We start from the raw sequence: 15,244 nt of genomic DNA, 5'->3' as shown, positions 1-15,244 counted from the left end.
GTTCCTGTAGCGAAAGGGTAGGCTCAGCCGGTGCCGATCAGGCGTTCGGCGGCGGCGCGCGCTTCCTCGGTGATCTCGGCGCCTGAGAGCATGCGCGCGATCTCCTCGCGGCGGTCCCCGGCGCTCAGCTGGCTGACTTCGGTGGCCACCTGCTTGCCGCTGCTGCGCTTCTGCACCTGCCAATGGTGGGCGCCGCGCGCGGCGACCTGCGGGCTGTGGGTGATGACCAGCACCTGGCGGTCGCGGGCGAGGCGTTCCAGGCGCTCGCCCACCGCATGGGCGGTGGCGCCGCCGACGCCGCTGTCGACCTCGTCGAACACCAGGCTGCGTTCGGGGTTCACGCTCGCCAGCACCACCTTGGCGGCGAGCAGGAAGCGCGCCAGCTCGCCGCCTGAGGCGATGCGCCCCAGCGGCCCCGGCGCGCTGCCCGGGTTGGTCGCGACCTCGAAGGCGATGCGGTCGAGCCCTTGGGCCGACCAGTCGTCCTCCGGCAGGCGCTCCAGCGCGGTCCGAAAGAGGGCGCGCTCCAGCTTCAGAGGCGGCAGCTCGGCCATGATCGCCTTGTCGAGAGAAGCGGCCGCCTTGGCGCGCTTCTTGGAGAGGGCTTCGGCGGCATCCACGTACTTGCGCCGCGCCTCGGCGGTGGCCTTGGCCAGCTTGGTGAGTTCCGCCTCGCCGCCGTCGATGGAGGCGAGCCTTGCCGCCAGTTCTCCGCGCAACGCGGGCAGGGCTTCAACCGCGCTGTGGTGCTTGCGCGCCATGTCCTGCAGGGCGAAGTAGCGCTCCTCAACCGACTCCAGGTTATCGGCGTCGATGTCCATATCGCTCGCGAAGGAATTGATCTGCGCCAGTGCTTCTTCTGCTTCCGCCGTGGCGCGCTGCAGCGCGTCGAGCGCCGGCTTCAGGGCATCGCCGGCGGTCGTCGCGATGCGCTCCAGCGCGCGCAGGGCGCGCCCCAGCGCCGGTTCGGCCTTGCCGTCGATCTCGCCCAATGCCGCGTTGACGCCTTCCACCAGCTTTTCCCGGTGCATCAGGCGGTTGCGCTTGTCGGCCAGTTCAGCTTCTTCGCCGGGGCGCGGATCGAGAGCGTCGAGTTCCTCCACCGCATGGCGCAGGAAGGCCTCGTCGCGCTGTGCCTCGGCGAGGCGCCGGGCGGCTTCCTCGCGTTCGGCCAGGGCGTCCTGCCAGGCGCGCCAGAGGGTGCGCAAGCCGCGCGCCTCGTCCTTCAGCCGGCCGTAGGCATCCAGCAGTTCACGGTGGGTCGCCGGATCCATCAGGCCGCGCTGGTCGAACTGGCCCTGGATCTCGATGAGAGTGTCGGCGAGTTGGCGCAGCAGCCCGGCGGAGGCTGCCTGGTCGTTCACGAAGGCGCGGCTGCGTCCATCGGCGGTCAGCACGCGGCGCAGCAGCAGCAGGTCCTCCACCTCGATGCCCTGTTCGGCGAGGACCTTGCGGGCGGGATGGTCACCGCTTTCGCCGGAGGGGCCGATGTCGAAGGCGGCGGTGACACTGGCCTGCTCGGTGCCGGGGCGCAGCAGGCGCGCGTCTGTGCGGTTGCCCAGGGCAAAACCGAGCGAGTCGAGAAGGATCGACTTGCCCGCACCGGTTTCCCCGGTTAGCACGCCGAGGCCGCGATCGAAGGAAAGGTCGAGTTTCTCGATAATGACGACGTTGCGGATCGACAGGCTGACCAGCATTCACCGATCTCGGATCGATACTAGAATATTCCGGAAATCCAGGAGCTATCGCTCTCTTCCGGATAGAGGTTCTCGCCGGTCAGCAGGGCATAGCTGTCGATGTACCACTCGCTGCCCGGAAAATTGTGGCCCAGCACCGCGGCGGTCGCCTTGGCCTCGTCCACGATGCCCATGGCCAGGTAACACTCGACCAGGCGGTGCAGCGCTTCAGGCACGTGCGTGGTCGTCTGATAGCGCTCAATCACCGTGCGAAACCGGTTGATCGCTGCCAGATATTCGCTGCGGCTCTGGTAGAAGCGGCCGATATCCATGTGTTTGCCGGCGAGGTGATCAAGCGCGAGGTCAATCTTCAGCTGAGAATCGCGCGAATACTTGCTCTCCGGAAAGCGGCGAACCACTTCTTCCAGGGCGTTCAGCGCCTCGGAGGTCGCCTTCTGGTCGCGGCGCACGTCCGAGATCTGCTCGTAGTAGCTGATCGCCTTCAGGTAATAGGCATAGGCGACGTCCGGGCTGCCCGGGTGCAATTCGATGAAGCGGTCGAGGGCGTTGATCGCTTCGTCGTAGGCGTTTTCCTGGTAGAAGGCATAGGCGGCCATGAGCTGGGCCTTGGAGGCCCACTCGGAATAGGGATGCTGGCGCTCGACCTCGTCAAACAGGCGCGCGGCCTCCTCGTAGTCGCCGACCTGCATGGCGTCGAGGGCGCCGTTATAGAGTTCCTCGACCGGCTTTTCCACATAGGCCGGCGGATCGTCGGAACTGCAGGCGGTCAGGGCGAGGCCGATCAAGGCCGCGGCGGCGACCGCGCCGAGACGGCCCAGCCCGCGATGGTTCGATTTCGGCTCGCTCATACTCATTCCGTTTCCCGGACCCGGCCCCCCGGAGGCCGGCGCCGGACGGGCGCGCCCCAGACCGAATCTCAGCCCTGAAGGGTGTCTGTCGTGGGGCGACTATAGGTCCAAGCGCCGGAGGCCTCAAGCGGCCTCATGGCGCGCAAGAGGGCTCTCCTCCCGACCTCAGACCGACCCCGAAAAGACTTCGCCGGCAGGGGCTTTGGCCGCCTGCCGGCGATGAAAAGCGGGAATCCCGGAAAGGGAAAGAGCGGCCCCTCAGGCGCGGGCCGCGACGGCCCGGGCCGGCTGGGTTTGCGCGCCGGCGGCAGGCGCCACGGCGGGGACCGTCAGTTCGGTCCATTCCCAGGCGTCTTCCTCGGCGAAGAGGGCGTGCAGCAGGCGCAGCGTCAGCGCGTGGCCCGCCCGCTCACCCTGGAAGTGACCGATGATCGGGGTGCCGACCAAGTAGAGATCGCCGATCGAATCCAACACTTTGTGGCGCACGAATTCGTTGGAAAAGCGCAGGCCTTCAGGATTTACCACCTCGTGGCCGTTGACCACGACGGCATTCTCCAGCGAGCCGCCGCGGGCAAGGCCCATGGCGCGCATCTTCTCGATATCCTGGGCCAAACCGAAAGTACGGGCGCGTGCAATGTCGCGCTTGAAGGCGCTCTCGTTCACCTCGGTGAACCACTCCTGGCGGCCGATCAGAGTATTGGGGAACTCAATCTCAAATCCGACGGTGAAGCCGTTGCCCGGCGCCAGCGAGGCACTGCGGTGCGGCTCGGCGACGGAAACCTCGCTGAGCACGCGCAGAGCCCGGCGCGGACTGGCCTGCGTTTCGACGCCGGCACACTCGATCAGGAAAACGAAGGGGGCGGCACTGCCGTCCATGATCGGCACTTCGGCGCCATTCAGCTCGATCACCGCGTTGTCGATGCCGCAGGCGTTCAAGGCCGACATCAAGTGCTCGATGGTCGCCACCTGGTTGCCCTTGCCGTCCACCAGGGTGGTGCAAAGCGGCGTCTCGACGGCGTTGCGCCACAGCGCCTGGACTTCGCTGCCGCCGGCCGCGTCGGTACGGCGGAACACGATGCCGGTGTCAGCCTCGGCCGGGTGCAGAACCATATTCACCTTGGCACCGCTGTGCAGCGCCACACCGGAACAGTGAATCGAATTCTTCAGGGTCTGCTGGCGAACGACGGCTCCCGCCGAAGCGCTGTTTGCTGCCATGGTATCCGTCTCAATCCAAGTTGATCGACCAAAAAAGCCAGTAATAAAGGTCACGAACTTAAGCCACAGGCCCCCACAAGCCGCCGCATCTTTAACGTTATGACACTGAAGAAAGTTCAGTGTCCGCCGCCGGCGATGGTCTTGTTGGGAACCCCCAATCGAAACCCAATAACAAGTAGGGGGACTATAAGAAGTCCCCCTCAAGCACTCAAATCACTCTTTGTTACAATATGTTACCGCGGTGCAACGGCACCCTCGTGTCCGTTGCACCGCGGTCGCATCAGTTCGCCTGGCGGCGGAGGAACGCTGGAATGTCCAGCAGGTCCTCTTCCGCCTGGCTGTGACCGATCCGCTCGGCCGGATCCAAGCCGGAAAGCCTCGGCTGAGCGGCGCTGCCGCCGGCCGCCGGGGCCGGAGACTGGGCGGCGCCCTGGGCCTGACGGCTGACCGGCTGGCTGCCGGCCGTGCTACGCGGCGGCATCGGCTTGGCCACCGGGGCCGGGCGTTCCGCCGGATCCGCTTCCGCTGCGCGGCCGGATTCTCCGCTCTGGGTCGCCGCCAGGGCGCGCGCGGCGCCCGTCACTTTGGCGAAGAGGCTCTGACCGGTCCGCTTGGGTGCCGGGGTGGAAGCCTGCGGCTCGGGGTGCCGCTCCATTGCGGTGCGGTTCGGCTGCGGTGCCGGGCGGGCCGCCGCGGAACGCTCGACCGGCGCTGCGGGCCGGGTTTGGCTGCGGGATTCCGGCCGGGCTGCGTTGGCCAGGGCGGCCTCGGCGAAGGGGTCCGGTTCGGCATGGTACGCTTCGGCATTGCGTCCGCCCTCGATGTCCGCCTCGGCCGGCTGCGGGGCGAAGAAGCTGTCTTCGCTGGTCCGGGCTTCGGGGGCCTTGGTCTCCGGCACCAGGTCCATCTCCGGCTCGACGTCCGGGCGGGCCATGGCGATCGCCGCCGATCCGGCACCATGGCCGGTAGCGGGGGCGTAGGGCTCGCCGCTCATGGTGGCCGAGCCGCCGGTCACCGGATACTTGCTGGCCGGAAAGCTGGCGGAGGGTTGGCCGAACAGGCCGCCGTTCCCGGCGGTCGAGGCGGTCATCGCGCCGGCGCCCGTGCCGGCGGGCGTGCTGTGCTCGACGCTGCGGGCCTTCTGGCCGCCGACCACGCTGAGAGTGATCGGCTTCGGCCGCGTCTCGGCATCGACGTCGATGCCGGTGGCGACCACGGAGACCCGCATGCGGCCTTCCAGCGACTGGTCGAAGGTGGAGCCGAAGATGATGTTGGCTTCCGGATCGACCTCGTCGCGGATGCGATTGGCGGCCTCGTCGACCTCGAAGAGGGTGAGGTCCATGCCGCCGGTGATGTTGATCAGCACGCCGCGGGCGCCCTTCATCGAGACATCATCCAGCAGCGGGTTGGAGATCGCGGCCTCGGCAGCGGCGATGGCACGACCTTCGCCCTCCGCCTCGCCGGTACCCATCATGGCCTTGCCCATTTCCGACATCACCGCGCGGATGTCAGCGAAATCCAGGTTGATCATGCCGGGGTTGACCATCAGGTCGGTGACCCCGCGCACGCCGGAGTTCAGCACGTCGTCGGCCATCTTGAAGGCGTCCGCGAAGGTTGTCTTCTCGTTGGCCACGCGGAACAGGTTCTGGTTCGGGATGATGATCAGCGTGTCGACGTACTGGGTCAGCTCGTTGATGCCGGTCTCGGCGAGACGCATGCGGTGCACGCCCTCGAAGTGGAACGGCTTGGTTACCACGCCGACGGTCAGAATGCCGGCCTCGCGCGCCGCCCGGGCGATCACCGGTGCTGCGCCGGTGCCGGTGCCGCCGCCCATGCCGGCGGTGATGAAGACCATGTGCTGGCCCTCGATGTCGGTGAGGATCTCGTCGAGTGCTTCCTCCGCTGCGGCACGGCCGATGTCGGGCCGCGACCCGGCGCCGAGCCCCTGCGTGATATTGCGGCCCAGCTGGATACGACGATCGCAGAGCGACTGGGTCAGCGCCTGGGCGTCGGTATTGGTGATGAGGAATTCAACACCATCCAGGTTGGTCTGGATCATGTTGTTGACGGCATTGCCGCCGGCACCGCCCACGCCGATCACGGTGATCCGCGGAGACAGGTCCGGTGTCGTCGAAGGTACATTCAAGTTGAGAGTCATGTCTGCCTCCAGTCGTCTAAGACTCTAAGAAAATCCCTAGCCGGCTCTGCCGGTTCGTTTGTCCCGGTGCGGCCGGAACGTCCGTTAAGTGCTCTCTCAAAAATGCTCACGGAGCCAATGCCCGAGGCGGCCGACCAGGCCACCCAGCTCCTTGGGTTCGGGCGATGCCTCGCCGGGCATCGGCACCTCCGCCGTAACGGCGTAGTTCAACAGGCCCGCGCAGGTCGCATAGGCGGGCCCGGCGGTCGCCTCGGCCAATCCCTGGACGTGCGAGGGGCGCCCGACGCGCACCTGCTTGTCCAGCACGGTCGAGGCCAGTTCGCGCGTGCCCGGCAGCTGACAGGCGCCGCCCGTCAGCACCACCCGGCGCCCGGCGACCTTGTCGAAGCCGCTGAGCTCGAGGCGCGAGCGCACCAGCTCCAGCGTTTCCTCCACGCGCGGCTGGATGATGCCGACCAGGAGGGAACGCGGGATCTGCTGCGATTCGGAAGAGTCGTCCTCGCCCACCTGCGGCACGTCGATCAGTTCGCGCTCGTCGGTGGGGGCGGCGATGACGTGTCCGTAAAGAGTCTTCATGCGCTCGGCATGGGCGAGTGGCGTTGACAGGCCGCGAGCGATGTCGCTGGTGACGTGATTGCCGCCGACCGGAATGACGTCGGTGAAGATCACGTTGTGCTCGTAGAATACGGCGATGGTGGTGGTGCCGCCGCCCATGTCGATGACGGTGGCGCCGAGCTCCAGCTCGTCCTCGACCAGCGAGGCGAGGCCCGAAGCATAGGGCGATACCACGAAGGCGGCCGGCTCCAGGTGGCAGCGCTGGATGCAGGTGCTGACGTTGCGCACGGCACCCGCCGAGGCCGTGATGATGTGCATGTGCACGCCCAGCTGGTCGCCGAACATGCCGCGCGGATCGCGGATGCCGCGGTTACCGTCGATCGAGTAGCCGGTCGGGATCGAATGGATCATCTGCCGGCCGTGATCTTCGTCCTGACGCTGCAGCTGCGTCTGGTGCCCGTAGGTAAGGGCACGGCGCAGATCGGCTTCGCCGACCTCGTGGCCATTGAGAGAGACCTCGACCCCGACGGTGGAGGAGGCGGGGTAGCCGCCCGAAAGGTTCACCACCACGCGGTGGATGGTTTCGCCAGCCATCTGCTCGGCAGCGTGCACGGCATTGATCACGGAGGCTTCCGCCTGCTCCATGTCGACAATGGCGCCGCCTTTGATGCCGCGGCTGGCCTGTTGGCCGATACCGACGACGCGCGGCGTCCCGCCGTCATCGACACGCGCGATGAAGCAGCAGATCTTGCTGCTGCCGATATCAAGCGCAGCGGCAATGCCGCCTTTCACGAGACCTTTCCTCATGTGGCGCGGTTGACTCCCCCGGCGTTGCGTGGCGCGTAGGTGCGACTCACGTGCTTTCCCCTTTCACTTCCTCGTGGCCCAGCGGGCCCTTGTCCGGATCGGTGCGCACCACCAGCCGGTCGGGCAGGCGCAGATCGATGATGATGACGTCGCGCGACAGGAGGCCCTGCTGACGCTCGATGCGAGCCAACTGCGACCAGGCGGCGGCGGTGTCGGCCTCCGGCAGGCGCACGTCTATGCGGCCCTCGATCTGCACGTTCCAGCGTCGTCCGCCGACCCGCACGGCGGCAGTGACGCGCTGGCGCAGATCGGGCTCACTGTTCATCACGGCGATCAGCTTGGCGGCGTGGGCCGGCGCGTCGGGGCCGACCACCAGCGGCAGGTGGGCGAAGCGGCGCGGTTCGACGCCGGGAATGATGCCGCCGTCGCGATCGATGACGCGGATCACGCCGTTCTCCTGCCAAAGCGCCAGCGGCTCGCGCTCGGTCAGGCGGATGTAGATGGTGCCCGGCAGTTGACGCTCGACGCTGGCGGTCTGCACCCAGGGCAGGGCCTCCAGTTCGGCGCGTGCGACGTCCGGGTCGACGGCGAGGATCGGGCGGCCGACCACCAGGCCGAGGCGGGTGAGAATCTCTGCGCCGTCGGTGCGCGCGCGGCCCTCGACCAGCACTTCCTCGATGCGCAGGCCCAGGCTGGCGGTGCCGTCTAGCGCGGCCTGCTGCAGCGCCTCAGCCTGGCGGCCGAACCAGCCGTCCTGGTAGAGCCAATAGAGGCTGCCGACCAGAAGCACCGCGCCGCCCACTGGGACGATCCGGCGCACGAGACGCCAATCGATGACCGAACGGCTGCGCCGCCGGGTCGACTTCTTGACCTTGCGCTTGCTGCCGCCGCGAGCAGCGCGCTTGTTGGTCGATCGGCTAAAGGGGTTCAGGAATCGCATGCGGCGTTCTCCACCATCCAGGCACAAAGATCGGGAAATGAAATGCCCAGATATCGGGCCTGCTCGGGAACCAGACTGGTCGAGGTCATGCCTGGCTGCGTGTTGGTCTCCAGGTAGTAGAGATGCCCGGTGTCGCCCCGGGTATCGTCGTAGCGGAAGTCGGAGCGGCTGACGCCACGGCAGCCCAGTGCATCGTGCGCGGCCAGGGCGGCATCCATCGCCTGAGCGTAGATTGCCTCCGGCACTTCGGCGGGCACCACATGCACTGCGGCGACCTTCGCATCTTCGGAATACTTGGCGTCGTAGTCGTAGAAACCTGCGCCGAGCGGCCGGATTTCCGTCACCGCCAGCGGTTTGTCGCCCATCACGCCGACCGTCAGTTCGCGCCCGGCGATGAAGGGCTCGACCAGCAGATCGGTCTCCGGCTCCCAACCATGCACGGCGATCGGCGGCTGGTTGTCGCCTTCTCGCACGATGCGCACGCCGACGCTGGAGCCTTCACGCACCGGCTTCACCACATAGGGGCGCGGCAGCGGATCGGTATCACCGAGGTCCTTCGCCTTGATGACGATGCCTTCGGGGCTGGTGACCCCGGCGGTGGCAACTACGGTCTTGGCCATCTGCTTGTCCATGGCGAGAGCGGACGCCAGCACGCCGGAATGCGTGTAGGGAATCTGCATCAATTCCAGCAGGCCCTGGACGCAGCCGTCTTCGCCCCAGCGGCCGTGCAGCGCGTTGAACACGGCATCGGGCTTCGGGCTCAGCACCGCCACCAACTGGGCGAGATCGCGGCTGACGTCGAACTCGGTGACGTCGTAGCCCTTCTCGCGCAGGGCCGAGGCGCAGGCCTTGCCGGAGTTCAGCGACACCGGCCGCTCGGCGGAGAGGCCACCTTTCAGAAGGACGATGCGCGTCATGCACGACCTCCCTTCTGCAGCGGCACGCCGAGGCGCTTGATCTCCCATTCCAGTTCGGCGCCCGAGGTTTCTTTCACCCGCCGGCGCACTTCTTCGCCCAGGTTCTCCAGATCGGCTGCGGTCGCCTCGCCGGTGTTGATCAGGAAGTTGCAATGTTTATCCGACACCATGGCGCCGCCGAGCTTCAGCCCGCGGCAGCCGGCGGCATCGATCAACTGCCAGGCCTTTTGGCCCGGCGGATTCTTGAAGGTGCTGCCGCCGGTACGGCTGCGGATCGGCTGGCTCTCGGCGCGCTGGCCCTGGATTTCCTTCATGCGGACCTCGATTTCCGCCGGGTCTCCGGGTTGACCGGCAAGACGCGCGCCGAGGCAGATCCAGTCTTCGGGCAGCGCCGAGCGGCGATAGTCGAATTCCAGCGCGGCATTGCTCAAGCGGTGGACCTTGCCCTCAGTGTCGGCGGCCTCGGCCCAGACCAGCACGTCCTTAGTCTCCTTGCCGTAGGCGCCGGCGTTCATGCGCACGGCGCCCCCGATGGTGCCGGGCACGCCGGAGAGGAACTCGAGGCCCGCGATACCGGCGAGCTTTGCCGCCGTTGCGACGTTGAGATCCAGGGCCGCGGCGCCGCAGAGGATGTCGCTGCCGTCCGCCACGATGTCGGCGAAGCCGCGGCCGAGGCGCAGGGTGACGCCGGGCAGGCCGCCATCTCGGATCAGCACGTTGGAGGCGACGCCCAGCACCGTCACCGGCACGTCGGCGGGCTTGGCGGCAAGGAAGTCCAGCAGATCGTCGCGGTCGGCCGGGCGGAACATGACCTCTGCCGGACCGCCGACGCGGAACCAGGTGATGCCGGCCAGGGGGGCGTTCGCGGTCAGCCGCCCGCGCACGGCGGGCAGGCGGTCGATGAGGGGAGTCGTCTCGCGGGCCGCCATGGCGCTCATCGACCCCCTCCAGCATCTTTCAGGCTCTGCAGCTCGCCGGGCAGCGCGTTGGCCCAGGCGGTGATGTTGCCGGCGCCGAGGCAGACCACCAGATCGCCTGGCGCGGCGAGGTCAAGAATCATGCCGGCGAGATCTTCCGCTGCCGGTAGTGCCAGAGCCTGGCGGTGGCCGCGGGCGCGCAGGCCATCGACCAGGTGGTCGCGGTCGGCACCCTCGATCGGCTGCTCGCCGGCGGCGTAGACGTCGGCGACAAGCACCGTGTCGGCGTCGTTGAAGCAGGTGCAGAACTGCTCGAAGAGGTCGTGCAGGCGGGTGTAGCGGTGCGGCTGCACGACGGCGATCACCCTTCCGCTGCAGGCCTGGCGCGCGGCGGCCAGCACGGCGGCGATCTCCACCGGATGGTGGCCGTAGTCGTCGATCACCGTGATGCCGCCGGCTTCGCCGGTGCGGGTGAAGCGGCGCTTCACGCCGCCGAAACCGGCCAGCGCCTTGCGGATGCCGTCCTCTTCCAGGCCCATTTCCCGCGCAACGGCGATTGCCGCCGTGGCGTTCAGCGCGTTATGGCGGCCCAGCATCGGCAGGTGCATGCTCTCCAGCCGCGCCTCGATCTCGCCGCTGCGGTCGGTTACCTCGACCTCGAAGGCGAGCCCACCGTTTTCGACGCGGATGTTGTCGAGGCGGTAGTCGGCCTGCGGGCTGAGGCCATAGGTCACGATGCGTCGATCCTCGATGCGGCCGATCAGGTTCTGCACCGCCGGGTGGTCGATGCAGAGCACGGCGAATCCATAGAAGGGAATGTTCTCGACAAAGACCTCGAAGCCGTGGTGCAGCGCTTCCTCGCTGCCGTAGAACTCCATGTGTTCCGGGTCGATGTTCGTGACCACGGCAATGGTGGACGGCAGCTTCATGAAGCTGCCGTCGCTCTCGTCGGCCTCGACGACCATCCAGTCGCCGGCGCCAAGGCGCGCGTTGGTGCCGTAAGCATTGATGATGCCGCCGTTGATCACCGTCGGGTCCAGCCCGGCGCCGTCCAGCAGGGTGGCGACCATGGAGGTGGTGGTGGTTTTGCCGTGGGTGCCGCCGACGGCGATCGACCACTTCAGCCGCATCAACTCGCCCAGCATCTCGGCGCGGCGCACGATGGGAATGAAGCGCTGCCGCGCAGCGTCGACTTCCGGATTGCCGGACTTGATCGCCGAAGAGACGACGACGACCTTCGCTTCGCCCAGATTCTCGGCCTTATGGCCGACCGTCACCTGGACGCCCAGCTTGCGCAGGCGCTGCACGTTGGCGTTCTCCGACATGTCGCTGCCTTGCACCTGGTAGCCCAGGTTGGCCAGCACCTCGGCGATGCCGCTCATACCGATACCGCCGATGCCGACGAAATGAATCATGCCGAGATCGAGTGGCAGTCCCCTCATGCCGCGGCCTCCTTGTTCTTGTCGTTGCCGGCCAGGGTCTGGCCGTTGCCGTTGCTGGCGCCGCACACCAGGTCGGCGAGCTCGCGGGCCGCATTGAGATGGGCGGCGGCGCGCGCGCAGCCAGCGGCGCGGGCGAGCGTGGCGGGATTGCCGAGCAGCGCGGCGAGGCGCTCGGCCAGGCCGGCGGCATCAAGGTTCGCCTGCGGCATCAGCCAGCCGCCGCCGGCTTCGACCAGGGCCTGGGCATTGGCGGTCTGATGGTCGTCGGTCGCCGAGGGATAGGGCACCATGACCGCGGGCCGCCCGGCGGCCGCCAGTTCGGCCACCGTGGAGGCGCCGGCGCGGCTGATCACCAGATGCGCTGCGGCGAGGCGCTGCGGCACATCGTTGAAGAACGGCGCCAGCTGGTGCGTCACGCCGCAGCGGTCGTAGAGTGCGGCGACCTCGGCCGTGGTGGGGCCCGGCACCTGCTGGTGCACGGTGAGGCGCCGGCGCAGGCCCTCCGGCAGCAGGGCGACAGCGGCGGGCACCACTTCGTTGAACACGCGTGCGCCCTGGCTGCCGCCGACCACCAGAAGGGTTAGCGGATCGCCCTCGCCGACTACCGCGTAGGGCCGGCTGCCGACGGTGGCGACGGCTGCGCGCACCGGGTTGCCAGTCAGGCGCAGCTTGTTTTGGTCGCTCGGTGCGACGCCTTCGACCTTTTCGAAGCAGGTGGCGATGATCTGTGCACGCGCTGCCAGGAGACGGTTGGCACGGCCCAGCACGGCGTTTTGCTCATGCAACACCACGCGCAGGCGGCGGTGAGCGGCAGCCATGACTGTAGGTACTGATGGATAGCCTCCGAAGCCGACCGCCACCTCGGCGCCGCAGCGTTTCAGGTGGCCACGCGCCTGCAGGTAGCCGAGGCCGAGCTGGCCGACGGAGCGCAGCTTCTTCACGATGCCGGCACCGGCCATGGCACCCGCCGGAATGCGAAAGGTCTCGACCTGCGGCAGGTCTGGGCCAAAACCGCCGCCGCGCGCGTCAGTGATCAGCGCCACGCCGATCCCGCGCGACAGCAGCTCACGCGCCAGGGCCTGGGCCGGGAACATGTGGCCGCCGGTGCCGCCGGCGGCGAGCACAACCTTGCGGGGATGCTTCATGGAAGCCATTGCAGCGGAAGCCATCACTGCGCCTCCCCGCCGACGCGGCGGCGTGTAAGCGCCAGCAGCATGCCCATGCCGAGTGCCAGCGCCATCAGGGAGGAGCCGCCATAGCTGAGGAACGGCAGGGTCATGCCCTTGGTCGGCATCAGGTGCAGGGTGGAGGCCATGTTGATGAAGGCCTGCAGACCGAACTGTACCAGCAGGCCGCTGGCAGCCAGCAGGACGAACAGTGAATTTTCGCCCATCAGGCGCGCGAAGCCGCGCAGCACCACGAAGGCGAAAAGGCCGAGGATGATGAGGCAGGCAATGGTGCCGAGCTCCTCGCCGGCGACGGCGAAGATGAAATCGGAGTGGGCGTCCGGCAGTTGCGCCTTCACCGTCCCTTCGCCGGGGCCGCGGCCGAAAGGTCCGCCGTTCACGAAGGCTTCCAGCGAGCGGTTGATCTGGTAGCGGTCGCCGGAGGCCGGATCGAGGAAGGAGTCGATGCGCTCGGTCACGTGCGGCAGCGCGAAGTAGGCGGCGACCAGGCCCCCGGCGCCGAGCACGGCGAGACCGGCGATCCACGCCAGCGGGAGACCGGCGAGGAACAGCTGGGCACCCCAGATCGTGCTTACCAGAACCGCCTGGCCGAGGTCGGGCTGCAGCAGCAGCAGGGCAATGACCAGCAGCCACAAGCCGATGGCGATCTTGGTGCCGGGGATGCCGTTCTCCTCGCGCTGCAGGGAGAACATCCAGGCGGTGACCACCGCGAAGCAGGGCTTCACGAATTCCGAGGGCTGCAGCGAGAGGCCGGCGAGGTTGATCCAGCGGGTGGCGCCCTTGGTCTCGGCGCCGACCGCCAGCGTCAGGGCCAGCAGCAGCAGCGAGCCGATGAGACCGAAGCAGGCGATGCGGCGTACCCAGCGCGGCGTTGCCAGCGACATGCCAATGAGCAGCGCGGCGGCCAGCGGCAGCAGCATGATCTGGCGGCTGGCCAGCTGGAAGGACTTGAGCCCGATGCGCTCGGCGGCGGCGGGGGAGGCGGCCAGCATCAGCACCGCGCCGAAGCCCATGAGGGCGATCAGCGACAACAGGGTCCAGCGGTCGACGGTCCACCACCAGCGGCCCATGAGGGAGGTATCGGTACGCGCGAAGCTGGTCATGCCGCGCCCCCCTTTTCCAAGGAGGCGGGTCTCAGCGCTTTGGCGCCGGCGAGTTCACCGCGCCTGCCGGGCAATGCCTCGACAGCGGCGACGAAGGCCTCACCGCGCTTCTCGAAGTTCGAGAACTGGTCGAAAGAAGCGCAGGCCGGCGACAGCAGCACGACACTGCCCGGGAGGCGCGAAGCGGCATCCGCCGCCGCCGTCACGGCCTGCGCAATGGTGCCGGACAGGGAAACCGGCACGTGTCCTTCAAGAGTCCTGGCGAAGTCGTTGGCCGCCTCGCCGATCAGAAAGGCGTGGGCGATGCGGCCGTAGAAGGGTTCCAGACCCGCGAGTCCGCCGTCCTTGGCGCGCCCGCCGGCGATCCATAGGATGCGGTCGTAGCAAGCCAGCGCCTTGGCGGCGGCATCGGCGTTGGTCGCCTTTGAATCGTTGACGTAGGGTACGTCCTCGATCACCGCGACGATCTGCTGGCGATGAGCGAGGCCGGGGAAGCTGCGCAGGCAGGCGCAGATGACCGCCGGGTCGACGCCCAGTGCCTTGCAGGCGGCATAGGCCGCCGCGGCGTTCTGGCCGTTGTGGCTGCCCGGCAGGCTCGGGCATTCCGCCAAGTCGATGGCGGATACGCGCTTGCCCTCGGTGTCGTCGATCAGAATGCCGTTTTCGACATAGACGCCGCCGGGCGTCGCGCGCTCACCGGAGATGCCGATCACGGTCTGCTCGTCGCGCTGCTTCAGTTCCTCGTAGATGCCGCGGCAGGTCGCGTCATCGACGCCGATAATGGCGCTGCGCGGCCGCGTCTGGCGGTGGAAGATCAGCCGCTTGGCCTTGATGTAGCCCTCGATACCACCGTGGCGATCCAGGTGATCGGGCGTGATGTTCAGCAGCACCGCCACGTCGAAGGTGATCGAGAGGGTCAACTCCAGCTGATAGGACGACATTTCCAGCACATAGATGCCGCCGCTATCCAGCGGCTCCAGGGTCAGCGCCGGCGTGCCGAGATTGCCGCCCACCTCGACCTGACGGGCGGAGAGCTTCAGGATGTGCCCGATCAGCGCCGTGGTGGTGGACTTGCCGTTGGTGCCGGTGATCCCGGTGTAGATGGCGTTGCGCTGTGCGCGCGCCAGGAGTTCGATGTCGCCGATGATCTCGACGTTGTGCTGCTTTGCCGCCGCGGCGATGGGGTGCGGCCGCGGGAAGCTGTGCGGGATGCCCGGCGAGAGGATCAGGCTGGTGACCTCCTGCCAGTTCACGCTGTTCAGATCGACCAGAGGAATGTCGTCGGCGCGCGCCTTGGCGCGGGCGTCCTCGTTATCGTCCCAGGCCCAGACCTCCGCGCCGGCGGCGTGCAGCGCCTTGGCGGCGGCGAGCCCCGACTTGCCGAGGCCAAGGACGGCGACGGGCAGGCCGGCGAAGAAGCCGAGATCGATCCGGGGAGTGGGCACGGGGACGCGCGGC

At 67.9% G+C, this 15,244-nt stretch carries 12 protein-coding genes; all 12 read right to left on the bottom strand.

Annotated features, from left to right (window positions below):
* Positions 1 to 23 precede the first annotated feature (23 nt).
* Entirely contained in the window at positions 24 to 1,697 is a 1,674-nt protein-coding gene (gene recN, locus WDC82_RS01235) for a DNA repair protein RecN (protein ID WP_340115413.1), read from the bottom strand.
* A gap of 20 nt (positions 1,698 to 1,717) precedes the next feature.
* Positions 1,718 to 2,545 carry an outer membrane protein assembly factor BamD gene (locus WDC82_RS01230; RefSeq protein WP_340115412.1) on the bottom strand — a complete coding sequence of 276 codons (828 nt, stop codon included), beginning with the start codon at positions 2,543 to 2,545 and terminating at the stop codon, positions 1,718 to 1,720.
* Positions 2,546 to 2,803: 258 nt separating this feature from the next.
* A complete protein-coding gene (gene lpxC, locus WDC82_RS01225; RefSeq protein ID WP_340115411.1) occupies positions 2,804 to 3,760 on the bottom strand; it encodes a UDP-3-O-acyl-N-acetylglucosamine deacetylase in 957 nt (318 codons plus the stop codon).
* 280 nt (positions 3,761 to 4,040) lie between these two features.
* Positions 4,041 to 5,918 (bottom strand): cell division protein FtsZ, encoded by a 1,878-nt coding sequence (gene ftsZ / locus WDC82_RS01220; protein WP_340115410.1) that lies wholly within the window; start codon positions 5,916 to 5,918, stop codon positions 4,041 to 4,043.
* Between the two features lie 96 nt (positions 5,919 to 6,014).
* Positions 6,015 to 7,280: a cell division protein FtsA gene (gene ftsA / locus WDC82_RS01215; RefSeq protein ID WP_340115409.1), complete on the bottom strand. Its 1,266-nt coding sequence runs from the start codon at positions 7,278 to 7,280 to the stop codon at positions 6,015 to 6,017.
* A 46-nt stretch (positions 7,281 to 7,326) separates the two neighbouring features.
* Positions 7,327 to 8,220: an FtsQ-type POTRA domain-containing protein gene (locus tag WDC82_RS01210; RefSeq protein WP_340115408.1), complete on the bottom strand. Its 894-nt coding sequence runs from the start codon at positions 8,218 to 8,220 to the stop codon at positions 7,327 to 7,329.
* Positions 8,208 to 9,137, bottom strand: a complete 930-nt coding sequence (locus WDC82_RS01205; protein ID WP_340115407.1) for a D-alanine--D-alanine ligase — start codon at positions 9,135 to 9,137, stop codon at positions 8,208 to 8,210. Before WDC82_RS01205 ends, WDC82_RS01210 begins: the two co-directional genes overlap by 13 nt.
* Positions 9,134 to 10,075 (bottom strand): UDP-N-acetylmuramate dehydrogenase, encoded by a 942-nt coding sequence (gene murB, locus WDC82_RS01200; protein WP_340115406.1) that lies wholly within the window; start codon positions 10,073 to 10,075, stop codon positions 9,134 to 9,136. Before murB ends, WDC82_RS01205 begins: the two co-directional genes overlap by 4 nt.
* The gene (gene murC / locus WDC82_RS01195) at positions 10,072 to 11,496 is read right to left on the bottom strand and encodes a UDP-N-acetylmuramate--L-alanine ligase (protein ID WP_340115405.1); all 1,425 of its coding nucleotides are present in this window, start codon (positions 11,494 to 11,496) and stop codon (positions 10,072 to 10,074) included. Before murC ends, murB begins: the two co-directional genes overlap by 4 nt.
* A complete protein-coding gene (gene murG / locus WDC82_RS01190; protein WP_340115404.1) occupies positions 11,493 to 12,665 on the bottom strand; it encodes an undecaprenyldiphospho-muramoylpentapeptide beta-N-acetylglucosaminyltransferase in 1,173 nt (390 codons plus the stop codon). Before murG ends, murC begins: the two co-directional genes overlap by 4 nt.
* Positions 12,665 to 13,786, bottom strand: coding sequence for a putative lipid II flippase FtsW (gene ftsW / locus WDC82_RS01185; RefSeq protein WP_340115403.1), 1,122 nt, complete (start codon positions 13,784 to 13,786; stop codon positions 12,665 to 12,667). Before ftsW ends, murG begins: the two co-directional genes overlap by 1 nt.
* Positions 13,783 to 15,231 (bottom strand): UDP-N-acetylmuramoyl-L-alanine--D-glutamate ligase, encoded by a 1,449-nt coding sequence (gene murD, locus WDC82_RS01180; protein WP_340115402.1) that lies wholly within the window; start codon positions 15,229 to 15,231, stop codon positions 13,783 to 13,785. Before murD ends, ftsW begins: the two co-directional genes overlap by 4 nt.
* Between the last annotated feature and the right edge of the window lie 13 nt (positions 15,232 to 15,244).

This window comes from Pelagibius sp. 7325, assembly GCF_037652055.1.
Classification (GTDB): Bacteria; Pseudomonadota; Alphaproteobacteria; order Kiloniellales; family Kiloniellaceae; genus Pelagibius.
Note: the sequence above shows the minus strand (reverse complement) of the source record. Positions and strands in the feature narration are given on the sequence as shown.

Coding starts and splice junctions, on each gene's coding strand:
- ftsA (WP_340115409.1), bottom strand. CDS start 7,280: ATGAGGAAAGGTCTCGTGAAAGGCGGCATTGCCGCTGCGCTTGATATC.
- murC (WP_340115405.1), bottom strand. CDS start 11,496: ATGAGGGGACTGCCACTCGATCTCGGCATGATTCATTTCGTCGGCATC.
- murB (WP_340115406.1), bottom strand. CDS start 10,075: ATGAGCGCCATGGCGGCCCGCGAGACGACTCCCCTCATCGACCGCCTG.
- murG (WP_340115404.1), bottom strand. CDS start 12,665: ATGGCTTCCGCTGCAATGGCTTCCATGAAGCATCCCCGCAAGGTTGTG.
- WDC82_RS01210 (WP_340115408.1), bottom strand. CDS start 8,220: ATGCGATTCCTGAACCCCTTTAGCCGATCGACCAACAAGCGCGCTGCT.
- WDC82_RS01230 (WP_340115412.1), bottom strand. CDS start 2,545: ATGAGCGAGCCGAAATCGAACCATCGCGGGCTGGGCCGTCTCGGCGCG.
- WDC82_RS01205 (WP_340115407.1), bottom strand. CDS start 9,137: ATGACGCGCATCGTCCTTCTGAAAGGTGGCCTCTCCGCCGAGCGGCCG.
- ftsZ (WP_340115410.1), bottom strand. CDS start 5,918: ATGACTCTCAACTTGAATGTACCTTCGACGACACCGGACCTGTCTCCG.
- lpxC (WP_340115411.1), bottom strand. CDS start 3,760: ATGGCAGCAAACAGCGCTTCGGCGGGAGCCGTCGTTCGCCAGCAGACC.
- recN (WP_340115413.1), bottom strand. CDS start 1,697: ATGCTGGTCAGCCTGTCGATCCGCAACGTCGTCATTATCGAGAAACTC.
- ftsW (WP_340115403.1), bottom strand. CDS start 13,786: ATGACCAGCTTCGCGCGTACCGATACCTCCCTCATGGGCCGCTGGTGG.